This is a genomic window from Dehalobacterium formicoaceticum (assembly GCF_002224645.1).
Classification (GTDB): Bacteria; Bacillota; Dehalobacteriia; order Dehalobacteriales; family Dehalobacteriaceae; genus Dehalobacterium; species Dehalobacterium formicoaceticum.
Genome location: NZ_CP022121.1, coordinates 2,544,972 through 2,568,129, shown reverse-complemented (window position 1 = coordinate 2,568,129; position 23,158 = coordinate 2,544,972). Strand labels below are relative to the sequence as shown.

Genomic DNA, 23,158 nt, shown 5'->3' with positions numbered 1-23,158 from the left:
AAAAAAACAGTAATTATCTGCTTTCATATTTTATCCAAAGCAATCGCTTGTTAAACAAAAAGCCTTGTAGTATGGAAACCTACAAAGGCTTGATTTAATGTAACTATTTATTCTTCGGTCTGATCCTTCTTTTGAGGAATTTTCTTTACTTCCTCTTCTTCCGATGCACTTTTATCCGACATTAGTTCACGGGAAGCGTTTTTAAACTCATTAATCGCCCTGCCCAAGGATGCGCCTACTTCCGGCAGCTTCCCCGGTCCAAAAACAATTAAAGCAATCACTAAGATTAATATTAATTCTGGAAATCCGATTGACGGCATAATTTATTTCCCCCTCTGTCATTGCCTGGTGCTTTTTCTATGCGCATTTTTCCAATGTTTGTTTCATCCGCATTGGTCATGCTTTTCCTGAGCACATATTGTCCACTTATTATACAATATTTTTTTAAAATTGGCTATGATGGAGGTGAGATCCCCTCTTACATTTTTATCGTGCGGGCATTTGCCATCCCGTCCAGGCCGTTAATCAGCTTAAGTGATTCCTTGGGCACTTCGGAATCAACGGCTAAAAACATCATTGCCCATTCTTTATCTTTCTTTCTGCTTACCTGCATGGTGGCAATATTTATTTTGTTAACCCCTAACAGGGTGCCGATTTGTCCGATCATTCCCGGCTTATCCAAATTCATCACTGCCAGGATATGAGGGCTGGGTGCCAAATCGAATTCGTATCCGTCTACTTCCACTAATCTGATTTCGTCCTTACCAAATACAGTACCCGCTAGAGTATAAGTTTTTTCTTTCGATGTAATGATTAATTTGATGAGATTTAAATATTTTCCCTGGGCGGATTCCTTGCTTTCCACCACATCTACACCCCGATTATTAGCAATCACCTGGGCATTAACATAGTTGACCCGTTCTTTGAGAATGGTTTCAAATAATCCTTTCAAAATCGATAAGGTGATCACAGTGGTTTCCAATTTTGCGATTTCTCCGCTATAGATAATCTCAATTTTTTCCACAGGATCCTTTTCCAGCTGATGATACATCTTACCCAGGATTTCTCCTAATTTCAGATAGGCACTCATGGCATGGAGCTCACTGGCATGGAGGGTAGGCAGATTAACGGCATTGGGCACCATCTCTCCGTTTAAGGCCTGAACCACTTCATGAGCCACCATGGTACCTACATTATACTGAGCTTCTAGCGTGTCGGCACCCAAGTGAGGTGTCAGAACCACATTGTCAAGATCCAGCAAGGGTGAAGTGGTATTGGGTTCATTCACCAAAACGTCAATCCCGGCACTGGCCACGATCCCTTCCTTGATGGCCCGGTCTAATGCTTCTTCATTAATAATGCCGCCGCGGGCACAGTTCACTACTCTCAGGCCCTTTTTTGCCTGTTTAAACTGTTCATCACCGATCATCCCAAAGGTTTCTTCTGTCTTGGGGGTATGAACCGTAATAAAATCGGCTTCCTGCATCAAATCTTCCAGGTTTTCTTTGCGGGTTACGCCAAATCTTTCAAATCGGGCATCTGTTATGTATGGATCATAGCCAATTAATTTCATGCCAAAGGCTTGCAGCCGTGTGGCCACCAGGGAGCCGATTCTGCCCAGCCCCACAATGCCCATCACCTTGCCCTGAAGTTCCACCCCTTTTAGGCCTTCCCGGGACCAGGCCCGATCCTTGATGCGTTGATTCCCCCGGGCGATATTGCGAATGGAGGACAGGAGCAGTCCAATGGTATGTTCGGCAGCAGATACATTATTGGCTGCTGGAGTATTGACAACAATAATCCCTCTGATGGTGGCGCCTTCCATTTCAATATTATCGACGCCGGTACCGGCACGACCAACCACTTTCAGATTAGTCGCCCGTTCATAAAATTCCTCATTGATCTTGGTCACACTTCGAACCACAATGGCATCATATTCAGGAATGATCTCCAATAATTGCTCCCGGGTTAAATCCAATTTTATATCAACAGTTAGATCACCCTGATTCAGCAGATCGATTCCTTCCTGAGCAATCTTTTCGGCAACTAATACTTTCATTAACAACTCCTCCTATTATTACCCATTTTTTGGCCATAAAAAAACCCGTCTTAGAATATTATATCCATATCCCAAGGACGGGAGTCTTCCTCACGTGGTGCCACCTTGATTTATCATGCTTTTTAAAAAACATGATCTTAATTTGAAGATAACGGTTTCAATACCGGGACAGGTTAACCCTGCCTGCTCAAAAGCGGATTCAACAGTTACCGGTACCAACTTTCACCAACCATTGGCTCTCTGCGACTTTTTCACTGTTTACTGATCTTTTTCAACGCATTTTAAAAAACTAGATTAGAACAAATATTAATACAAATTTCTGGATTTGTCAACGAGAAAATCGAATGCTTATTTCTTCTGTACCGTTCATTATGAAAATTCGACAAAATTAATTATATATTAAAAATATTAGCGAAATATGAAGAAAATGTTAGAATAATAGGAATTGCTCTTACTTATACACAGAGTTTTCCACATTTCCACAATATCAGCTAAGTTTGAAGAAAAGAATTTATAGAATAATATGAGAATATTAGATTTTAGAGAGATCAAGAATAGAAAAACTAGGCATTTGCCGCTTTGTGTTTAGATGAGATATAAGGCTCCACCACAATTTGCTGGTCGGAAATAAAGGCAATCTCCGGGTAAACCTGCTCATCTTTAGGACTTGATGCTTCAGGGGCGCGGCTGATTTTATCTGCAATGGCAATTTGAGTCGGCCTTAGTTTGCAGGCCATGACAAAGGCGTTTATGTCTCCCAGCACCCCCGCATGGGCACTGCCGCGGCATGCGCCAAAAATAATAATGTTTCCCGTTGCGCTCACCTGGGCTCCGGGATTAACATCTCCCCGAATCACCGCATCTCCCTGCACATAAATCTTTTGCCCCGAGCGCAGGCTGCGGGCAATCAGCACCGCATCACGGGCAGCCTGAAAAACCTCTGTTTCTTCATTAGTATCAATCCCAGCAGCGGCACCACTCCCGGTAGCGGTATGACTGTTTTCTGTTTTTTTATGGTTAATTTCTTGCCGGGTCATGCCGTGGAGAATAAATAATGCTTCAATCTTTTTCCTTTCTTCTTCTTTTAAATCGTTTTTTTCGTCGATAATATATTTAGCCTGCTCAAAAAAACCTTTTGCTTCTTGAAATTTATGTACCAATGTTTGATAAATTTCTTCAAAAGATCCTTCCTGAGTATTGAAATAAAATTTTAAGCCGTCGCGGCTTCCTTTAATCACAATCAAATCTTTCGCCATTATCTTCCCTCCTCTTGTATCTTTCGTCATTTTGTGATAATATCCTGCTCCATAAGGAGTATGAGGGGGAATTTTATTGTCCTATATCATGGATAAAACCATAAAAAAAGTCAAAAGTGCCGTCCGGGATTTTCAACTGATCGATAATACCCAGGGTATTATGGTGGGACTATCCGGCGGCAAAGACAGCATCACCTTACTTTATTTAATGCATCAGTTTAAGAAAGTGTCCAAATATAAATATCCTTTGGCGGCGGGTCATGTGGGTATGGGATGGGATACGGATATTGCCCCTTTGGAAAAAATCTGCCGGGAATTGGATGTCCCATTTTATTATGAACCTACCAATATCGGTCCCGTGGTTTTTGAGGTGCGCCATGAAAAAAATCCTTGTTCTCTTTGTGCCAAAATGAGAAGAGGAGCCTTGAATAATCTGGCCAAAAACAAGGGCTTTCCCAAAGTTGCTTTGGCGCACCATATGGATGATGCCGTAGAAACCGTCCTTTTAAAGATGTTTTATGAGGGCCGCATGGATTCTTTCAGCCCCAAAACCTATTTGGATCAAAAGGATATTACGGTAATTCGTCCCCTGGTTTATGTCCCGGAGCAAGATATCAGCCGTTTGTGCCGCCTGCTGCAGCTGCCGGTGATTGAAAATCCTTGTCCCGCCAATGGCTATACCAAACGGCAGGATATGAAGGAAATCATTAAACTGATTGAGAAAACGAATCCCCTGGCCAAGGAAAGGGTTATTACCGCGCTTAAGAACCTGGATCAGGCCAAAGCCTGGAAAAGTATAGAATAATCTAAAAAACCTTGTCTTTGACTAAGATACTATGATAATTCAAAAATAAAAGATGGTGATGAACTTGATCTTAATAAGTGCCTGTTTGTTGGGGGAAAATTGCAAATATTCCGGGGGCAATAATGAAAATGCCCATCTGATTTCTTTATTGAAAGATAAAGAAATCATTGCTGTTTGCCCTGAAGAATTAGGAGGGCTGCCCACACCTCGTCCCCCTGCAGAGATTATTTCGAAAGCAGAGATAGATGCGGGAACAGAAACGGGAATAGAATTGAGCACAGATTTATGCCTGGGAAATGTTAAAATCTGTCTGCAAGACGGTCAGGATGTAACGGAACAATTCTTAAAAGGGGCATTCTGCACCCAAAAAATTGCCCAGGATTATCCCATCACCCTGGCGATTATGAAAGAAAGAAGTCCTTCCTGCGGAGTAGATCAAATATATGACGGGACCTTTACCGGTAAAACCATTCCCGGATCCGGGATCACCACCTCTCTTTTGAAAAAAATGGGCATCCCGGTGATTAGCGAGGAGACCCCTTTAATAGATGAATTGCTGGCCTTGATCACCGAAGCTTCAGACTAAGCCCCTTTAAAAAAAGATCCTGGGCTAACGCCCAGGATGACAAAAAGCAAAATTTTCTATTTGCTTGGAAACATAATGTTAAATGTGGCCCCTTCTCCCTCTTTGCTCATCACGGTAATCGCTCCATCATGAACCTCTACGATATTTTTAACGATAGAAAGACCAATACCTGTCCCCCCGCTTTCCCTGTTCCGGGATTTTTCCGCACGATAAAATCTTTCAAAGATAAATGGAAGATCTTTTTCCGGAATACCCTGTCCTGTATCACTGACACTCAGCTCAATACCGTTTTCCAGCTTTCGTGACGTTACCTTAATAGTCTTCCCGGCCGCAAAATGGATCGCATTACTTATTAAGTTAATTAATAATTGTTCCAATCTAAAGCGGTCGGCCAAAAGACATGGAGCATCCGATGCTATTTCTGCCTGAAAATCTATTTTGTTTTGTTCCAGCAATGACTGGAATTTAGTCTTTACCTGCAGAAGTACCTCCCTAATATCAATCCATTCTTTCTCGATCGATATTACACCTGATTGCAGCCGAGACAATTCCAAAAGATCTTCCACCAACCGTTTCAATCTGTTGGCTTCCTCAAGAATAACTTTAATAAAACCATTCCGCTCCTCTGGGGATTCGGCAACATCGTCAATAATTGCCTCAGAATAACCCTGGATCAAACTAATGGGTGTTCTTAATTCATGGGAGACATTAGCGACAAAATCACGGCGCATCTCCTCCAGTTTTCTATCCTTGGTTACATCCTGGAGTACCGTGACCACTCCGATTAGGTTTCGATCAGTTACGTCCAGCAATGGGGAAAGCTTGGCAGAAACAATTTTTTCATTAACAGTGATTTCCCCTTCTACCAAATTTCCTGTTTCCAGAGTTCGCTGATATAAGGAGTTAAGCTGAGTCAGATAATCGCAATGCTCCATTATGTTATTTTTTTCCACCTCCACACAATTATCAAGCAGTTCTTTAGCTTGAGGATTAAAAAGAACTATTTTACCTGTAGTATCAAAGGTAATAACTCCATCAGACATACCTTTTAGGATATTTTCAATCTGTTCCTTTTCATATGATAGTTCAGTGATGTTTTTCTTTAGCTGTTCCGAAAGGAAATTTAATGATGCCCCCAAGATGCCAACCTCATCAACGCTTTTTACCGGCACACGCTGGCTGTAATCTCCTTCAGCAAGATTTAAGGCAACTTTATTCATTTGGATCAGGGGTTTCGACAAAGTGCGGGAAAGGAAAAAAGCTAAAATCGAAATTAAAATAACGGCAAAAAATAAACTCCAGTAAATGATTCCCCGAATAGTATTCAAGGCAGGTTCCAGAGAAGCTATGGGAGTATAAATAAACAAGGCAGATTCAATCTTTTTGTCCTGAATAATTGGCAGGCCGATAGATAACATTTGGTTATTAAATGAATGATGAAAACCTCTTTTCGCTACTGTTTCACCGGTGAAAATTCGGTCCAGATCATTCTCTTCAAATAAGGACCCGGGTGTCATGGGCATCATTTGGTTACAGGTCTGAATAATGCTTTCTTTATTTAAAATCATTAGATGGGCATTCATAATCCGGGACACATATTCAATCTCATTGTTTTCTTGAAATTCAGCCGGATTCTTGGCATACATATCAGCAACTTCCTGACCCTGGTTAATAAGTCCGGCAGCGATTTGCGTGTAATAAAAATTCTCCACAGCCTGAAATAAACCCAAGCCTAGGGCAATAAAAACCACGATGATTAACAACACAATAGTTAGCCATAATTTTAGGACAATACTTCCTGTCATTTTTATTTCACCTCAAATCCCATTAAGCGCTTACCTTCAACCAGCAAAATACTCTTTCCTGTCATATCATTTTTTGCTCCTTTCCATCTTGTCAGGAAGCAATAAAATGTCATGATACTTACTACAAATTCAATTTTAACTTATTTTATAATAGTTCGTCCATAAAGATCAATAGAGAAGGCATGCCCAAATGACATGCCTCCCGATATATCAAACATCCCAAACACATGGATGATAGATTTACTTTTAAAAGTTACTGTTAGTGTTACTTCCATAGCCGCCCATCATTCCTCTGTACCCTTGTGGAACATTACCTTCACCGAAATATTTTGACATATATCCATTGGGACCATGGCAAGCTTCATACATTTGTTGATAAAGATCCTTATCGGATAGCTCAGGAGTCGGCACCTTCTCATCTTTTGCCGCTGTCTGCTCTGAATAAACTTTCTCCGGTGCTAAATTAGGAATCGGTACCTGTTCCCCTTTCGCTGCCATCGCAGTACCGGCAACAGCGATAAGCAGTGCACTGATAACTAAAAATACTAAAGCTTTTTTCATAATAAATTCCTCCTTGTTTTTTCTTAAGTACTATTATAATAATAAGTTTTGAAATATTTTCGATTAAAATATGACCAATTTGTGAAAGATAATTGGAAATTTAGTGAAACTTACCTTAATGTGACAGCCAATCTCTTAAAAAAAGGGTTAATTGTGCCTAGTATTGTCCATCATCTTATTAATATTCGTCCAGGTAAGCGCTGCTTCTTCACAGCTGATCACCTGAATGGCAAATCCTGCATGGACTAAGACATAGTCACCTACATTTACTTCCGATGCTAAATCCAAGCTTACTTTGACAAATATACCATCAATTTTTACAATGCCGATTTTATTTTTTATATCCATCACCTGAGCCGGTACACCCAGAAACATAATCATTTCCTCCTTTTTTCCGAATGGCTGCCACCATCGTTATAAAACAGTTGATCTGTATTTTAAGCATTTCTAAGAACACTTAGTCCAATGTGCTGTTTAACAATTTATTTAACCTGTAACAATTGCTTTTTTTCCGTATATTCCTCTTGGGAAATTTCACCCATAACATAGCGCACCTTTAATTTTTCCAAGGCTTCGTTACTGTTGGTGGTATTATTTTTATTACGAATTAAAAGTGTTATTCCATAACACCCTAGGAATATTCCACCCAAGAGTATGGCCCACCATAAGAACATGGCTACTGCCATGCCATAGCCCATCATTCCGTAACCCATCATGCTCATTCACTCCTCTCTGCCTCAGAGACAGCTCTTTTTAATGTGTTTTTATTATTATTCTGTTTTCCGTCATCATGGCCACCATGACCACCGCAGCAACCGCCGACTCTCATCATCATAAAAAAGAAAATTCCTAATAAAAGATACGGTCCATAGTTTATTATCAACTCCATAAATTTTTATACCCCTTTACAAAATTATTATTACTACCATTCTCTGGAACTACCGCCCCCGCCGCCGGAGCCGCCTCCACCGCCAAACCTTCCTCCATATCTTCCGCCGCCACGTATGATCATTACCAGTATTAACCATCTCTTTACTTAAGATCTTACCTCCCTCTATAGTTATCCTTCATCGAATTAGCATAAAGCTATAATAATACATAAAAATGACCAAACATTTATGAATCTGTGATAGATGTGTGAAAAGTTGGTTTTTCTAAAGGCAGCTCATCTGCCACAACACATTCTCATAGGGTTGGGGTGATCCTGTTAACGAAAGCCACTGTCCCGGATGAGGATTAAGATGGCCCCAATGGATATATCTGACATCACACTAAACAGGCACTCAAAAAACCCCTCAACGTGATACTGACCATGAATTTAAAAGAAAAATATTCATGGATGGTTTTCATTTACAAAAACAATTAAAGGAGGCATGTCAGATGACATGCCTCCCTTATAACAAATATCCCAAACACAGGGATGATAGATTTACTTTTAAAAGTTACTATTAGTGTTACTTCCATAGCCGCCCATCATTCCTCTGTACCCTTGTGGACCATTACCTTCACCAAAATATTTTGACATATATCCATTGGGGCCATGGCAAGCTTCATACATTTGTTGATAAAGATCCTGATCGGATGGCTCGGGAGTCGGCACCTTCTCATCTTTTGCTGTTGTCTGCTCTGTATAAACTTTCTCCGGTGCTAAATTAGGAATCGGAACCTGTTCTCCTTTCGCTGCCATCGCAGTACCGGCAACAGCGATAAGCAGCGCACTTATAACTAAAAACACTAAAGCCTTCTTCATAAAAATCCCTCCTCGTTTTTTCTTAATACCATCATAACAACAAATTTTGAACTATTTTTGATGTAAATATGACCAATTTGTGAAAGTTACTTGGAAATTTAGTGAAATTTACCTTTGATATTATTGACTCTGTCTATTAGTTGTGCATCTTATTGTAATTATCCATTTGCATACTTTTTTTACCCATATGATTATTACTTTCCACATCTTGCTCTTGCTCTTGTTCTTGTTCTTGCATTGTGTCTTTACTTTGCTCCGGTGCAATAGTTTCATTATTCTGATTTGGTGTTGGTATGGGTGCGGACATTCCATGATTGTTGTTATGCATGGTATTATTCATAGTGTTATTATGCATATTATTGTTTGGCATTTCAAATATTTCCTCCGGAGTTGTTCCCGCTTCTTCCAATACGGAACGAATTTGACCGTGCTTGATTTTTTCCATTTCTAACTTATGGCCTTTAGCACTGCTTTTCTCATAAACTTGATATTGGCTGGCTGTAAGATTTAATTCATTTGCTTTTGTAAGATAATCCATATCATGACGTTCCATCATCATTAAGCCCTTGTATTCTTTAGCATTTAATTCTTCTAAAATTATTTTCTTGATTTTATCCTCAGAAACATGATGATGTTGGCTGTCTTCCTTTATATCTATTAGATTTACCAATAAAATATCATCTTTCTTTTCCGTTATCAGACCATATTTCTTGGCTTCGACGGTTAAAGCTGCAACAGCCTCATAAATATCTTTCCCTTTGAGTTCCAACTGATTTAACCTTTCCAGGGAATCAGTATATAGTGTTTCAATTACTTTATTATTATGATCAGTCCATATTTCCAGGCTTCCAGTATTTAGCCCAATACTCAGATAAGACGCGGCAGCTTCTTGCTGAAAAAAAGGACTAAAAATCCCCGCAAAAAATACTAATAAAATCGCTGTAGCAACAGCTAAACCCCTATGGTATCTTGATCCGAATTTTGTTGGCTGATAATTTATCATCTGACCAACCTGATGGGCAGGTTTTTGGGGAATTTTTACGAATTGACCATCTTCGGTATACCCAACCGTATAATCCTTATCTATGGACATAATTATCAGCTGTTTTTTTTTCAAATTAACTCACCCCGATCAATATTAAATTTAGAAAATTTCCTTAATGGAGCAAGCTCTGGCACAATAAAAATAATACTAATAGCAATAATATATTTTCTGCCCTTTTCCAGGACCTTTCTGCTTTGACCTGTTGCCACCATCAGCTGTTTTATCGGCAGCTGTTTATAACGAATTAAGTGGTTAAGAAGGTCCGGATCATTAATTAAAATCCGGCTGACATTTTGCAGAGTCTCTCTGGTATCCCTATGCTTAGGGGAATGTTCCGGTAAATTATTAATATCAATATCATATTCATCTAATTTAATTCTGTAGCGCTCAATTAATATCGTCAGATTTTCTAAAGAGATATTTTCCTGATAAGTTTCTATAGCTTCTTTATTATTTAATACCTCAAACTCCTGAGTATCAGCAGAAGCAGTTAATAATTCATTATGATATTTCTCCTGACTTCTAAAATAATCAATCAGTCTTTTTTTAATTACCGAATAAGAAAAAGTTGTAAATCTGGTTTTACCGGCAGTATCGTATGCATCTATAGATTCATTAAAAGCTAATAGGCCAATGCTTAATTCTTCATCATTTTCCCAGGTTAAATATCTATTGCAGATACTGGAACATGTTTGGAGAATGTATTTCTTATGCTTGGCAATCAGATGTTCACGAATATTCTTGTTACCTTGCTGGGCCTGTAAAATATGATGTTTTAATCTAAAAGGCACCACCCTATCAACCCCTTGGCAATTGCGCAAATTATGTTTAGCTAAACCAAAATAAAATAAAGAAAAAAAGAACTGCGTATATATTAAATTAATCGGCTTAATATATACGCATTGTTACATATGTGAAAATTTAAAAAGAAACCATACCTTGCAGAATTTTAAATCATTATTTTCCCATCATGCCATGCATACCACCGTTATGCATTTGACGGCTCATTTGCCCCATGTCCCCGTGCATCGGAACATCTTGCATGCTTTCATGCATATCTACCATCTCATCATAATTTTTTTCATGGAACTCAACCATTGATTCCGGCATTTGGGTCATTTGATTGGGATATATACGCACGGCATCTTGTTTTTCTTTTTTGTTATTCTCAGTGTCTTTTGTATCCTTAGTATCCTTAGTATCATTTGTATCTTTCGTATCCTTGGTTACAACCGTTATTTCTTTTCGTGTTTCCGCTTTATCCATTGTTAAGTACGGCATTTTTTGCTCTTTAGCGATCATTTCCTGCTGGGTTATGTTTGCTTTTGCCTGCTGACCATCCATACCCTTCGGAGACATAAGATTATCCACGGTATCTGCATTGGCTGCCCCCACTAAAGATAATCCCAGTGCTGCTGTTACAATAGTACCAATAATTCGTTTTTTTACCATTATTTAATCCTCCTGTTGATGTTTGTAAGCGAAAAGTTTATTAAGTTCCGCTTGTACCTAATTATTCGTAGTCGGTCAAATATTTTGGGGAGGTAGGCAAAATATTTTTTAAAAAAAATCATGAAAATAACGAAAACCTCTACGGGATAGTTACTAAAAAGTCAGCCACCCTCCTGGGGATGGCTGTTCTTTGATTTATTTTGAAATTGGCTTAAATGACCAAGGTTTCAGGCGTTGTAGTGGAATATTTTTTGCCGGCAAATCCTTGCTTAAAACGGTTATTGATACGTCATTTTTATTCTAACTCAAATTTGTAGCCTACACCCCATACAGTTTTAATATACTTTTCCGTTTTTTCCCCCAGTTTTTCCCGTAGTTTTTTAATATGGGTATCAACGGTTCTTTGGTCGCCATAGTATTCATAATCCCAAACATGATTCATAATTTGCTCCCGGGACAAAACCTTACCAGGATTTTTTACCAGATAGACTAACAAATCGAATTCTTTGGGCGTTAAGCTCAGGGTGTCATGCTCAATTTTTACTTCTCTGCCTTCTACATCTATTGTTAAATCACCGTATGTTTGTTTTCCTGCCGTTTCCAAAGCTGTCTCTGTTCGTTTCAAAACTGCTTTCACTCTGGCCACCATCTCTCTGGGACTGAAAGGCTTCACAATATAATCATCGGCGCCAATCTCAAATCCCATTAAGCGCTCGTATTCCTCTCCACGGGCGGTGAGGAAGATCACAGGTTTTTGGGAAATACGCCTGATTTCCTTACATAAAGTAAAGCCATCCATGTTTGGCATCATGACATCGATGATAAACAAACTAAAGTTATCTCCTTTCTCCAGTTCCTCTAAAGCCTGAAGTCCGTCTCCGGCTGTGACTACCTGAAAATTCTCTTTTTTAAGATATAAGGAGATCAATTCCCGCATCTTAGGCTCATCATCAACCACCAAAATACGCTTCCCTGTCATGTCATATATTGCTCCTTCCTATATTTTTCCAGGAAACTATATAATATTATCATACTTTGCTATGGATTCCTGATTTACATTATATTAGAATTTCCATAAATATCAATAGAGAAGGCATGTCCAGATGACAAGGTGCTGGATTTGTTCCAGATGTTTTAAATACAGATATAATTGATGAGGTTTTTAAAGAGAAAAATAAAGAAGCCTTCGAATCAGCCCGAGCCTTGTCAAAATCAGAAGGTCTGCTGGTGGGAATCTCATCAGGAGCGGTAGCTTTTGCTGCAACACAGGTAGCTCAAAGACCGAAAAATGCCGGTAAAACCATTGTGGTGCTGTTCTCGGATACAGGGGAAAGGAACTTGTCTACATTATTATTTCAGAAATAATAAAAATAGAGGGCTGTTGCATAATGAACTTAAATCGTTCGATTGCAACAGCCCTTTTCAAATACCATCTTATTAGTGTGCATCTTATCGTAATGATCAATTTTTAAATTTTTTACCCATATGATTATTACTTTCTATTTCCAGACCATGATTATTTTTTTTCGATTATACTTTACTCAATGGTCATTTTACTGCTGATCATCCCCATCCAGCAGGTATACGTGATTATTCCAGGTCTTTTTGGGGTAAATTCGATCACGTTCTCTCCCACTGACAGCTTTTGCTGTAGCTGATAGTCCGGAATAATGATTTCATTATTACAGCCGTTTAAGTTTTCTTTTTCGGCAACAATTGTCCATTTCACAGGAACACCGGCGTATAGGATTAAGGGCTGATATCGGCCGGATTCAAGCTGGGTGGTGACATTCTGATAACCATCTTTTATTACAGCACGCTGGGCCTTGTTGTTCTGAGTCTGGCTGATCCCCAAAGGTGAAAGGAGCGCGTCACTTACGGTGATTCCGGACAACAAAAAGCCACGGTTTCCCATGATCATACCAAGAATAATGACCAGCAGAGCACTGACCTTCATCATTTCCTTAGTAAAACGGGAACTGAGAAGTGAGCTGAAAGCGCCGAAAGCGAACATCAGCGGCACAGTACCCAGACTGAATAAAAACATTGAAAAGGCACCCGCCCAGAAGCTTCCGGTGCCCAGGGCATGCAGTTGCATAGCCTGCAAAGGACCACAAGGCATAAAACCATTAAGAACCCCTACAACAAACGGGGTTTTTCCTTGTTTCCCACTTTCTAACTTAACCGTTAAGCTTTGGGGGAGTCGAGGCATTAGCCTGCGCAGAGGCGGCAGGATGCCCGACATATTCAGTCCCATTATGACCATAAAAGCCCCGGCAATAACAGAAATAAATGCTTTTCCTTGCAGGGAAAGAGTGAAAAGAGAACCCAATGCCCCAACAATGCCTCCTAATATGGTGTAGGAGCTAACCCGGCCAAGATTGTACAGTAAACTGGGTTTGAACTTATGATAGATAGCCCTGTTCTCACATTTACCGTCACCGATGCACTGAGACAAATTAATACCGCCGCACATGGCAATGCAGTGGAAGGAGGTAAAAAGCCCTGCAATAAAGAGCAAACTGTATCCCATGTTTGAACTCACCTGGGGAAAAAAGTTAAACCCAACAGTATTGTTGATAATGATATAAAGTCCCACAATTATTAAGCCGATAAAAAACATCGATGAGTAGGAGGACTGTTCCTGAGCGGGTGACACTGTAGTATCCAGGTGAAGGACAGGATAACCGGCATTTTCAATGGCTTCTTGTATGGTGTCAAGAGAAATCTGCCCTGGTTTGTAACGGACTACCGCGGTTGAGTGTACATAATCAACTCTGACCTCGATAACACCATCAAGCTTTTTAAGACTTTTCTCTATTTTCTGTTCACAGGCGGGACAGGAAAGCCCCTCTAGCATTATAGTTTTTTGGACTGCGGACTGTTGCATTTTTCACCACCAGACTAAATCTTCCAATTAGCAAAAATTTCTTCTGCCTGTGTTAAAAAGTCCTTGGTAATCGTAATGGATGTATCGGTAACCACTTTTTGCTCAGCATCGATAGGTATGGGATTACATCCGCCTTTGGTAACCTGGACATCATCCATATGAAATTGATTGCCGCAATTTTGGCATACTAACATATTACCTTCCTGTACATAATAACCTCTTCCCGAACTATAACAGACCTGACAGGTGTTGAAGGCGGTGCGTATTGTTCCGTCAGATGCCTTTACTGCAATAATCTCCATCTGGTTTTCCTGCCCATTATAAGCATAAAATGATGCTTTTTCTGTAATATCAGCTACAGGAATAACTAAATCTCCCTTTTCGCTGATTGCGTTCATAGTTGCAGTTTTAGGCTGTGCCCCATAATTTTCCTGGTGATCCTTCGGAAGAACAGAAGTATAAACAGCAATGATAATTACAATCAGAGCAACCCCAGCCAGAACAATATTTTTATTCTTTCCCATAGCAACAACCCTTTCTTTAATTTTTCATAGTATACAACAGAATCTTGAAGTTTTTTTGCCTAAATTGTGAAGAAACTGTGAACTATAAAGAATGGGAAAAGGCACCAAAAGGTGCCTTCAGAGGGAATTGTTTTCATGGGATTCCACCTAGGATTTCGATATTTATCTTTCATAGAAGCAAATTAATGCCCAATATGCTTGATCTACTACAAATTAGGCATATGTCTACCTCCGACCTGTAACATTATGTAACATTATCACAGAATAACTACAAATATTTTATTTTTATAGTTGACTTCCTGCCTGATTATTTATATAATAGAGTTTGTCAGCGCAGGGGTATAGCTCAATTGGTAGAGTAGTGGACTCCAAATCCATTGGTTGAGGGTTCAAGTCCTTCTGCCCCTGCCAACTAAACAAATTCAAGTCTCACAAGTGATTGTGAGGCTTTTTTTGATATCCGGCTGATTTATGGTTATGGTTCATAGATCATTTTCCGGGTCATGCCGCCATCTATGACGATATTGCTACCATTAATAAATTCATTTCCGGCACCGGTTAAATACAAACAAGCCCTGGCAATATCCTTAGGAGTGCCCACCCTTCCGGAAAAATGCTGATCATGGTCAATAGCTCTTAACCCATGATAGTCACCTGTCTCAATCCAGCCCGGGCTAATACAGTTTACCCGAATATGATCCGCTGAAAAGGATGCTGCCAAGGCATGGGTTAAAGCGATGATCCCACCCTTTGAGGCAGCATAGGCTTCAGTATCCGGCTCTGACATTAATGCCCTGGTAGATGCCATATTAACAATAGAGCCACCACCATGACTTCGCATAATTTTAGCCGCTTCTCTGGAACACAGAAATACGCTACGCAGGTTGATATTGATGATTTCATCCCATTCCTCCACAGTCAACTGATAAGGGGACTTCCATTTTGAAACCCCCGCATTGTTGATCAAAATATCAATTGAACCATGTCTCTCTGTTGTCTTCTGTATTAGCTTTTCAATATCCATTGAATGAGATACATCAGTTTGAATATAGGTTGCTTTCCCGCCAGCAGCTAAAATTGATTTTTCCGTTTCCAATCCCCATTCCGGATTCTTTTCTGCTATGATTACCTTGGCACCTTCCGCAGCATAGCTTTGTGCAATACATTTACCGATACCTTTTCCGGCACCAGTGACAATGACAGCTTTATCTTTAAAATTCATGGTCGTTCCTCTCTCTATTATTTTTTATTATCTTTCTTATTATCGCTAATCTTTGGATTTCGCTCTGTTCTTAAGAGAACCACTCACTGATCTAACGCATTTTAATGCATAATAATCGGTAATAATAGGATAAACAAATTTTTGAAGGGAAGAAAATATCATGCTGTCTTCGAGGAGTAAGCTAAATATTCTTCTGATTATTGTTGCCATCCTAAACATCATTGATTTGCTGGCGTCCTGGCAATTAATTAGCAAATACGGGTTGGAGATGGAGCTTAATCCCATCATGCGCTGGGTTTTTGGATTTGGCCTTGTCCCAACTGTCCTTGTTAAAATGGGCATGTTGCTTCTTTTCTTGATTGTCATAACCCTGGGGGCGAGAAAATACTTTCGCCTGGCTTACATGGGAACCTGGGTGGTGATTTTGGTTATGGGCGCAGTGATATTGGTACATGTTGCCAATTCCATCATAAAATGAAACTCCTATCAGCAGTGGTTTTCTTCATGCCATACTGATAGTTTGTTGAACCAATCAGGAACTTAGCATTTGTAGAAAAATCAACAAAATTTCGTGAATTTATAACAGCTTAAAGCAAGGAAAAGAAGCGCCGGCGTATAAAAAACCCAAACAGCACTACTAATAAGTAACCCTGCATATGAACTATGAATAAAAATATCAATACCTACTAATAAGTCACAACAGTAGAAACACGCTGTTCCTACGGCAATCATTTGTGCGTTGATGAGGGGAAATAAATTCAATAAATACGCAGCTAACCCAACCCAAAATGAGATACTTAAAATGATTAAATAAATATAAGAAATTACCGGTAAACTATTAGATTTAAGAGGCAAGCACGTGTAAAACAATGTTATCAATACAATAGAAATTATTCCAATACATAATGCTGAAAGCCTTAGTTTGGTTTTTACCCTTGCATCTGCATTAATGAGTTTGTTTTTCAGCCCTTTACCGTTTCTTAGAATTAGTAAAAAGTGACATATGAAAAACAAAAGAACGGCACTAATCGTATTTTCCAGAAGAAAAGCTGTTTCCCCAAGACCGATAACTAAAAAAATGATCTTCATCTTTTGATAATCCTTAGGGTGATAACTATCTTTCCCAGCAGCAAATACAATAACTACTGACAATAAGACAATCATGCGCTTTATCAGGTAGCTGGAAAACAGTTCTTGATCATGAGGTAAACTTGAAAACCGGTAGAAATCCAGTATTATACAGAATACACAAATAAGAATCATGAGCATAATTAAAAAAGAAATGAAAAACTTTTTCTTTTTAGACATTGCAGTCTCCCTAGCTTTTTTCCATATCATATTCATCCGGGATCCTGCTTTATGTCTTTATTTTCCTGTCATGTGTTAAATTATTTCAAGCCTTGTCCTGAACATACTTAAATCCTTGCTCCATTGACATTTCGGCTATAGCAAGCTCTTTCCCAAGATAAGCGGCGTGGCTAAGCTCTGTAATCCAACCATTTTCGATGACAGTCCAATAGATATTTCTTGAATCATTCCCTTTAATAATACGAAGCAATTGATTACTGTAGCTATAATGTTCCACAAAAATCATGTTGCTATCAGCTTTTGGAACTATCACGAAATATCCGGCTTTATCTAATTTTACTTTATTGGGGTCTTTTTCCTCAGCCTCAATTGTTTCAACGGTATCAAATGTTTTAACCGTTTTAACTGTATCAAAGGATAGGATTAACGGTTTTTCAGTTTCTTCATTTTCTAATGTACAGTTATCAATAGAATTGCTATTAGAATTACAGCTATTTTCAGCCTTTTCGGACAGCTCTCCTAAGCTCTCTAAAATTTTGCTTAAATCCTCACAGCCAATCATATCAATAACTTCTATCTGATTGCGAAAAACATCTACTTCCTGCGGTGACGAATTTGATAAAACAGGATTTTTCCCTTTTGAAGCAATAACGCGCATTTTATGATCAACGCCGTTTTCCCAAAGAGACAGCAACGTGTTGCCGCTGTAGTGCCCCTCAGAATCTGCACCGCATAACATCAGATATTTAATCGAAGGTACTGCCAGGATATTTTTGATTATCTTTTCGACACCGATGTTTTCGGTTTCTGTTTTACCCACAATACTTAAGCCATTTGATTTTAACTCCGAAATTTTATCAGCAAGCTCTGAATTGCCCAAGGTGGATATGGCCACCGGATAATTTTTGCCTATTGATAACAGGTGATACTCGCCAATTGCAGGAAGACAGCCGGAATCACTGCTGTTACCGAGAATAGTTTCTATGGAATGTATTCCATTTAACCTGGGAAAGGTTTCTGTAAAAGTATTCGTAATTTCTGCTGACCAGCATTGTTTACATCCCAGTCAGGTATATTCAATGGGATCCATTTTATTAAGTGCATTTTCTACCTCATTCAATAACGCCGATAATGGCTCGAATAAATCAGGGAAATTATCTTGGTCTTTTTTGGATTTTGAGAGTTCTATCTTCAATGTTTTTAAAGTCTCCTCCATGCATCCGCACTTCCTGCATTTAGAAAGGCTCATTGCCCTTTGGAGTTGCTCTCGTAATTCTTTAATGGAATTGATCTCTGCCAATGCTTCCATCTCCTGGTATGATATAGTTATAACCGCAGGTAATATAGTTCCTGAGAATTGCTTTTTAAGCACTGATTTTGCGAAGTTAATTCATATTCCAAAATGCATCATAAAAAACTATTTGTTGTAACTGTTTTTCCGGGAGGTATTACGAGAAACTCCTCCTCCCACTCCTGGTTTAGTAATTTCTCAAAATAGCTGAGGGATCCCTGCATCTCAACATGTATTACTTTAAGAAAATCCGCCACTTCCTGACTGTATTTCACATACTCTGCAGAGTCTCCCACCGTATGAATATACACCACCCGTTGATAATTCTTGTACTCCTCCCCTATCAGCCAAAGGGCGTTCTCTTCACCGTATTGATCCCGATATTTATAATAACTGGATAAGGGATCCCCTTCTTGCTTGATCCAGCCTCTGCTGAGATAATAAGTAGCAGGATATTGATCAAACTCTATATCATACTGCTTTTTTGAGCCTATTAATAGACTAATGCAATCATGCACCCGTGGCACCACAAAAGTATGCCTGTCTGTCTTCAGCCCTACTACCCCATTTGAGCACAGGCCATAACCAAAAAGCAAATGATCATAGTTTTCGGATGCGTCTATCTTTTGCTGCAGTTCCAGGCGCAGCTTATCCGGAGTGTTGTGCAGCCCGTACTCTAGAAACTCGGAATCAATGTCCTGTGGCAAAATCTCCATGATCTCATCTTCCATTGTTCGGCAGGCCAGGATTCTGGTTTTATTCATTGTTGCTTTTCCTCCGTCAAATTGAATTTCTATCAGAATTTCATATCGATATCATTTCTTTAATCATTGAGAAAATCCTGCAATTTTATTTTTCGAATTATTCCCAGGATTGTTGACTCCTATTTCATGAAAGATACTTACCTAAGCTATGTTAAAAAAACCCTTGAGAAGGGCTTAACCAAGCCATTTTCATGGGTTTTATCATATTTTTATTTTTTCTTCAGTTTAAAAACCTTCTCCATCTGGATTTGGTTAGGACAAGATGTTGCAGCTAATATGCAGAAATAAGTGGCTTTGCGTAAAAGTGAAGCCCTAAGCCAATTACCCCTTATGCTTTATAACTATCTCTCCAGTAGTTATTAGCTGCAGCCACTGTTTGAAAGTTTATCGCAACTACTTGTGACGCCAATATCAGACTATCTGCGTTCTTTGAATATTTTGGACGTAATTTTTTCCGTATTTCCTCAGAGGGTTGTGTATACTCCACACCTTTTTGTGAAAGTTTGATCGCTAATTCAAAGCCCTCTTGAGGTGTATCCGTTTTTAAACTTTTGAGCCATTGATTTATTTTAATCCCCTCCCATCATTATAGTATATTCTCGTTAATGAAGGACATTCGTAAAGTTTTTAATTTTTATAGGGAATTAAGTATCAGCCCCCGGTAAGTAAGGGTTGATAAAATAATATCCCCCGCTTTTGCTGAGGGAGCCGCGGCAAGTGCTGTTCATACTCTTTTAGTCGCTCTTGATCTTGACGGAGATTATTTGGATATTAGTGCAGACCCAAGCGGTAATGTTTTTGTTAACGGGCAAAAAGTATAAAACTTTAAAGCTGGACAAGGGCACAAGAGGTTTGATAAAAAAATCCACGTCCCTCTAAGAGGATGTGGATTTTTTTATTTTTTCGCACTTATCGCACCATATCGGCAAGCTCCAGGACCAATCGTTCTGTTTTCTCCCAGCCAAGGCAACCGTCCGTAATTGACTGGCCGTAGTTTGTCCCTGTTTCCGGTTGAGCGCCGTCCATCAGATAACTTTCAATCATTAAGCCTTTAACCATGCGGTTGACTGTTTCCGAGCTCCTGGCATGATGCATGACTTCTTTGGCGATTCTGGGCTGCTCCTGCCAATTTTTCATAGAGTTGGCATGATTACTGTCCACAATCACGGCCGGATTTTTTTGTCCGCCTGCTAAATACCTTTCGGACAGCTTAACCAGGTCTTCGTAATGGTAATTTGGTATGTTCGTGCCATAATGATTGATAGCTCCCCTTAGGATGGCATGAGCCAAGGGATTGCCGTCAGTCTGTACTTCAAAGCCATTTAAAATGAAGCGATGAGGTAATTGGGCAGCCTTAATGGAATTCAGCATCACATTCAAATCCCCGCTGGTGGGGTTCTTCATCCCGATGGGCTCATTAATGCCGCTGGCAATGAGGCGGTGCTCCTGGTTTTCCACGGAACGGGCACCCACAGCATGGTAGGCCAGAATATCATCTAAATATCTGCAGTTTTCCGGGTAAAGCATTTCATCAGCAGCAGTCAATCCGGTTTCTTCGATCAGCCTCTTATGCAGCTTTCTGATGCTGTAAATACCTTTATGCATGTTCGGTTCGTCACAGATATCCGGCTGATGAAGCATGCCTTTGTACCCCTCCCCCGTTGTGCGCGGTTTGTTGGTATAAATGCGCGGTATCAGAATCAGTTTGTCTGATACCTGATCAGCAAGTGCCGCTAAACGAACCATATAATCCATGACGGAATCTTCATTGTCCGCAGAACACGGTCCAATGATGATAATCTTTTTATCAGACTTATTTTCAAAGACCTCCCGAATGCACCGGTCCCGCTTCTCTTTTGTTTCCAGGGCTGAACTGCTGAGTGGCAACTCTTCTTTGACTTCATCCGGTGTAGGGATAGGCCTGATACATTTAAAACCCATGAAAGACACCACCTTTTTATTTGTTGTTTGGTAAGAGGAAGAAATAAGAGAAATAAAAAAAGCACTCCAGATAGAAGTGCATAATTTCATAAAAGAAATTGCCCCTTTCTACCATCCTACCGTTCTACTGTTAAACCATTTACTATTAATACAACCGACCAACCGTCCAACTGACCAACTAACTACTAACCACTAACCACTAACCACTAACTACTAATCAACCATCCTACAAGATCATTATATATGGAAAAGATATTAATGTAAAGATTCAGAGTAGCAATCATGCCAGTTCTATGTTCTCATAATTTTTTGGGGGAGTCTTACTGCCTTTTTTTTCAGCTTCTTATCGTCCTTACATTAAATAGTTTTTGATCAGCGCTGTTTCCAGGAAACAATTTTTCCAAAGTGGTTTCTGCCAGATCTTTACCGATAATCACGAACTTGCCGGGACCTGTGTAGGTAGAGGGTATGATTTCACCCCGGCCATAGACGAAATTTACCTTAACCATGCCCGACTCGGTGTTCAAAAAGCCCTTGGCACGAAAAATCAATCCGCTGCTGCTTTCGGTCAGCTTTTGGAAAAGCTCACTGATTTCCGCCTCAGTCCAGACTTTGTCTGTCCTAAAGGAGCAGGAGCGGAAGCCCTCATTATCCTGCCGGGGTTGAAGATGATCCTGGTTATTATCCTGGTCGTGATCACCGTCACAGTTGTGATCGTGATCGTGATTATGTTCATGATCGTGCCGGCATTCCTTCAGCATCCCCGATTCCTCCGCCATCTGCAAAAGCTCCAGCCCATCTATCTCATCATAGGGTTCGGCAATGATCGGTGCTGTCGGATTTAGTGCCCTGATGCCGGAAATGATTTCATCCAGGTCGTCATTCTCTTCCAGGTTTTGGACGGCACTTAGGACAATGGTTCGTCCGTCAACCACCTGTTGGCGGTAAAATTCTCCGCTCACATCCATAAAAACCGGGAACATGGCCGCGTCTACCACTGTGATAATACAGTTTAACTGAATATCTGCATCCCGGGCTGCTTCGTTGCAAGCGTATATCGTATCCTTAAGATGACTGATGCCGGTGGGCTCAATGATGATGCGGTCAGGTGCATATTCCCTCACCAGCTCATGGATCCCTTTAATGAAGTCGCCTTGCAGGGTGCAGCAAATACAGCCGTTTGCGATTTCCTTCACCTTAATATCGTAGTCGGCAAAAAGATCGCTGTCGATCGCGATTTCGCCAAATTCGTTTTCCAAAAGAGCGATTTTCTCACCAATATATGCTTCCTGGAGCAACTTGTTAATCAGGGTCGTCTTGCCTGCTCCCAGAAAGCCGGAGATGATATCAATTTTTACCATATTTGTCATATTGCCTCCTTATTGCCATTATTACCAATTAATGCAATCAGTGCCATTAATGAAACTATTGCTAATACTTCTTCCATCCCGAAGGGTTAAAATGCCAGTATAATAAATTTCGTCTCCACACAAATTAGTTATTAGTGCAAGAATTATTTTTATTAACTTGTCTGGAGGTGTGTATATTTAAATGGAATATCAAAACCAAGAATTACAGCGGACTCTAGAAGCCGCAGAGAAAGCCCGACAAACCTTCCTCACTGCTCATAATAGCCCTTTTCCCGAGGAAATGCAACAGGCTGAACAAGAGGTAGCAAATGCTCAAAGGCAGACCTGGACGATGCAAACCGTTTTGGGCAAGGCTAGTGCCGATGATCGATTCAAGCTGCAAGAGGCCCAGGAACAGCTTCATGACACCCTAAAGGTCATCAAAAATACCCAACATGCCCTTAAACGGCCGGAAACAGTGCAGACGATTAATCCTACCCTTCATTAAATAGCATTTTGTATGCTGCCTGCTATGTCCGCAATGATATTG

Annotated in this window: 27 protein-coding genes, 1 tRNA gene, 1 pseudogene and 1 other annotated feature; of the genes and pseudogenes, 6 read left to right on the top strand and 23 right to left on the bottom strand. The window is 39.9% G+C overall.

What is annotated here, in order from left to right; genetic code table 11:
• Window positions 1-107: 107 nt before the first annotated feature.
• From tatA to minC, 3 genes are all read right to left on the bottom strand, one after another.
• Complete coding sequence (gene tatA / locus CEQ75_RS12350) at window positions 108-320, bottom strand: twin-arginine translocase TatA/TatE family subunit (protein ID WP_089611046.1); 213 nt, start codon at window positions 318-320, stop codon at window positions 108-110.
• Window positions 321-478: 158 nt separating this feature from the next.
• Window positions 479-2,059 (bottom strand): phosphoglycerate dehydrogenase, encoded by a 1,581-nt coding sequence (gene serA, locus CEQ75_RS12345; RefSeq protein ID WP_089611044.1) that lies wholly within the window; start codon window positions 2,057-2,059, stop codon window positions 479-481.
• A gap of 70 nt (window positions 2,060-2,129) precedes the next feature.
• Window positions 2,130-2,343: a binding site (T-box leader), on the bottom strand.
• A 279-nt stretch (window positions 2,344-2,622) separates the two neighbouring features.
• Entirely contained in the window at window positions 2,623-3,315 is a 693-nt protein-coding gene (gene minC / locus CEQ75_RS12340) for a septum site-determining protein MinC (RefSeq protein ID WP_157677451.1), read from the bottom strand.
• A gap of 76 nt (window positions 3,316-3,391) precedes the next feature.
• Between minC and CEQ75_RS12335 the strand changes: the two genes are divergently transcribed.
• Together CEQ75_RS12335 and CEQ75_RS12330 are read left to right on the top strand one after the other, a co-directional pair.
• Window positions 3,392-4,120 carry a tRNA lysidine(34) synthetase gene (locus CEQ75_RS12335; RefSeq protein ID WP_242965169.1) on the top strand — a complete coding sequence of 243 codons (729 nt, stop codon included), beginning with the start codon at window positions 3,392-3,394 and terminating at the stop codon, window positions 4,118-4,120.
• 64 nt (window positions 4,121-4,184) lie between these two features.
• Complete coding sequence (locus CEQ75_RS12330; protein WP_242965168.1) at window positions 4,185-4,706, top strand: 2-thiouracil desulfurase family protein; 522 nt, start codon at window positions 4,185-4,187, stop codon at window positions 4,704-4,706.
• A 56-nt stretch (window positions 4,707-4,762) separates the two neighbouring features.
• On the opposite strand, the gene CEQ75_RS12325 is transcribed toward CEQ75_RS12330, so the two are convergent.
• From CEQ75_RS12325 to CEQ75_RS12285, 10 genes are all read right to left on the bottom strand, one after another.
• Window positions 4,763-6,511 (bottom strand): ATP-binding protein, encoded by a 1,749-nt coding sequence (locus CEQ75_RS12325; RefSeq protein WP_089611039.1) that lies wholly within the window; start codon window positions 6,509-6,511, stop codon window positions 4,763-4,765.
• Window positions 6,512-6,757: 246 nt separating this feature from the next.
• Entirely contained in the window at window positions 6,758-7,072 is a 315-nt protein-coding gene (locus tag CEQ75_RS12320) for a hypothetical protein (protein ID WP_089611037.1), read from the bottom strand.
• Window positions 7,073-7,219: 147 nt separating this feature from the next.
• The gene (locus tag CEQ75_RS12315; RefSeq protein ID WP_089611035.1) at window positions 7,220-7,447 is read right to left on the bottom strand and encodes a HypC/HybG/HupF family hydrogenase formation chaperone; all 228 of its coding nucleotides are present in this window, start codon (window positions 7,445-7,447) and stop codon (window positions 7,220-7,222) included.
• Between the two features lie 107 nt (window positions 7,448-7,554).
• Entirely contained in the window at window positions 7,555-7,788 is a 234-nt protein-coding gene (locus tag CEQ75_RS12310; RefSeq protein ID WP_157677450.1) for an SHOCT domain-containing protein, read from the bottom strand.
• Window positions 7,789-7,790: 2 nt separating this feature from the next.
• Window positions 7,791-7,961, bottom strand: coding sequence for a hypothetical protein (locus tag CEQ75_RS18690; RefSeq protein ID WP_198306531.1), 171 nt, complete (start codon window positions 7,959-7,961; stop codon window positions 7,791-7,793).
• Window positions 7,962-8,507: 546 nt separating this feature from the next.
• Window positions 8,508-8,822 (bottom strand): hypothetical protein, encoded by a 315-nt coding sequence (locus CEQ75_RS12305; RefSeq protein ID WP_089611031.1) that lies wholly within the window; start codon window positions 8,820-8,822, stop codon window positions 8,508-8,510.
• A 136-nt stretch (window positions 8,823-8,958) separates the two neighbouring features.
• Window positions 8,959-9,939, bottom strand: a complete 981-nt coding sequence (locus CEQ75_RS12300; protein ID WP_089611029.1) for an anti-sigma factor domain-containing protein — start codon at window positions 9,937-9,939, stop codon at window positions 8,959-8,961.
• Window positions 9,936-10,658 carry an RNA polymerase sigma-I factor gene (sigI, locus tag CEQ75_RS12295; protein ID WP_157677449.1) on the bottom strand — a complete coding sequence of 241 codons (723 nt, stop codon included), beginning with the start codon at window positions 10,656-10,658 and terminating at the stop codon, window positions 9,936-9,938. Before sigI ends, CEQ75_RS12300 begins: the two co-directional genes overlap by 4 nt.
• A 166-nt stretch (window positions 10,659-10,824) precedes the next feature.
• The gene (locus CEQ75_RS12290) at window positions 10,825-11,319 is read right to left on the bottom strand and encodes a hypothetical protein (RefSeq protein ID WP_089611025.1); all 495 of its coding nucleotides are present in this window, start codon (window positions 11,317-11,319) and stop codon (window positions 10,825-10,827) included.
• 295 nt (window positions 11,320-11,614) lie between these two features.
• Window positions 11,615-12,298 (bottom strand): response regulator transcription factor, encoded by a 684-nt coding sequence (locus CEQ75_RS12285; protein ID WP_089611023.1) that lies wholly within the window; start codon window positions 12,296-12,298, stop codon window positions 11,615-11,617.
• A gap of 131 nt (window positions 12,299-12,429) precedes the next feature.
• Between CEQ75_RS12285 and CEQ75_RS12280 the strand changes: the two are divergent.
• Window positions 12,430-12,684, top strand: a pseudogene (locus CEQ75_RS12280) (cysteine synthase A); the annotation flags it as partial.
• Between the two features lie 172 nt (window positions 12,685-12,856).
• On the opposite strand, the gene CEQ75_RS12275 reads toward CEQ75_RS12280, so the two are convergent.
• Window positions 12,857-14,209 carry an urease accessory protein UreH domain-containing protein gene (locus tag CEQ75_RS12275; protein WP_089611022.1) on the bottom strand — a complete coding sequence of 451 codons (1,353 nt, stop codon included), beginning with the start codon at window positions 14,207-14,209 and terminating at the stop codon, window positions 12,857-12,859.
• Between the two features lie 14 nt (window positions 14,210-14,223).
• Complete coding sequence (locus CEQ75_RS12270; protein WP_089611020.1) at window positions 14,224-14,733, bottom strand: DUF2318 domain-containing protein; 510 nt, start codon at window positions 14,731-14,733, stop codon at window positions 14,224-14,226.
• 335 nt (window positions 14,734-15,068) lie between these two features.
• Here CEQ75_RS12270 and CEQ75_RS12265 point away from each other — a divergent pair.
• Window positions 15,069-15,144, top strand: a tRNA-Trp gene (locus CEQ75_RS12265).
• 64 nt (window positions 15,145-15,208) lie between these two features.
• On the opposite strand, the gene CEQ75_RS12260 is transcribed toward CEQ75_RS12265, so the two are convergent.
• Window positions 15,209-15,955 (bottom strand): glucose 1-dehydrogenase, encoded by a 747-nt coding sequence (locus CEQ75_RS12260; protein ID WP_089611018.1) that lies wholly within the window; start codon window positions 15,953-15,955, stop codon window positions 15,209-15,211.
• Between the two features lie 160 nt (window positions 15,956-16,115).
• On the opposite strand from CEQ75_RS12260, the gene CEQ75_RS12255 reads away from it, so the two are divergent.
• Window positions 16,116-16,433 carry a DUF5658 family protein gene (locus CEQ75_RS12255; protein ID WP_089611017.1) on the top strand — a complete coding sequence of 106 codons (318 nt, stop codon included), beginning with the start codon at window positions 16,116-16,118 and terminating at the stop codon, window positions 16,431-16,433.
• Between the two features lie 80 nt (window positions 16,434-16,513).
• On the opposite strand, the gene CEQ75_RS12250 is transcribed toward CEQ75_RS12255, so the two are convergent.
• The 7 genes from CEQ75_RS12250 to CEQ75_RS12220 form a co-directional block, all read right to left on the bottom strand.
• Entirely contained in the window at window positions 16,514-17,299 is a 786-nt protein-coding gene (locus CEQ75_RS12250) for a hypothetical protein (RefSeq protein ID WP_089611015.1), read from the bottom strand.
• 49 nt (window positions 17,300-17,348) lie between these two features.
• Window positions 17,349-18,185 (bottom strand): DUF4346 domain-containing protein, encoded by an 837-nt coding sequence (locus CEQ75_RS12245; RefSeq protein WP_089611013.1) that lies wholly within the window; start codon window positions 18,183-18,185, stop codon window positions 17,349-17,351.
• Window positions 18,186-18,329: 144 nt separating this feature from the next.
• Window positions 18,330-18,563 (bottom strand): hypothetical protein, encoded by a 234-nt coding sequence (locus CEQ75_RS12240; protein WP_089611011.1) that lies wholly within the window; start codon window positions 18,561-18,563, stop codon window positions 18,330-18,332.
• A 107-nt stretch (window positions 18,564-18,670) separates the two neighbouring features.
• A complete protein-coding gene (locus tag CEQ75_RS12235) occupies window positions 18,671-19,318 on the bottom strand; it encodes a DUF1638 domain-containing protein (protein ID WP_089611009.1) in 648 nt (215 codons plus the stop codon).
• A 328-nt stretch (window positions 19,319-19,646) separates the two neighbouring features.
• On the bottom strand, window positions 19,647-19,886 hold the full coding sequence (locus tag CEQ75_RS19555; protein ID WP_089611007.1) for a hexameric tyrosine-coordinated heme protein: 240 nt from the start codon (window positions 19,884-19,886) through the stop codon (window positions 19,647-19,649).
• 341 nt (window positions 19,887-20,227) lie between these two features.
• Window positions 20,228-21,259, bottom strand: coding sequence for a 3-deoxy-7-phosphoheptulonate synthase (locus CEQ75_RS12225; RefSeq protein WP_089611006.1), 1,032 nt, complete (start codon window positions 21,257-21,259; stop codon window positions 20,228-20,230).
• Between the two features lie 335 nt (window positions 21,260-21,594).
• The gene (locus tag CEQ75_RS12220) at window positions 21,595-22,629 is read right to left on the bottom strand and encodes a CobW family GTP-binding protein (RefSeq protein ID WP_089611004.1); all 1,035 of its coding nucleotides are present in this window, start codon (window positions 22,627-22,629) and stop codon (window positions 21,595-21,597) included.
• 181 nt (window positions 22,630-22,810) lie between these two features.
• Here CEQ75_RS12220 and CEQ75_RS12215 point away from each other — a divergent pair, with 181 nt between their 5' ends.
• The gene (locus tag CEQ75_RS12215) at window positions 22,811-23,116 is read left to right on the top strand and encodes a hypothetical protein (RefSeq protein ID WP_089611003.1); all 306 of its coding nucleotides are present in this window, start codon (window positions 22,811-22,813) and stop codon (window positions 23,114-23,116) included.
• Window positions 23,117-23,158: the final 42 nt, after the last annotated feature.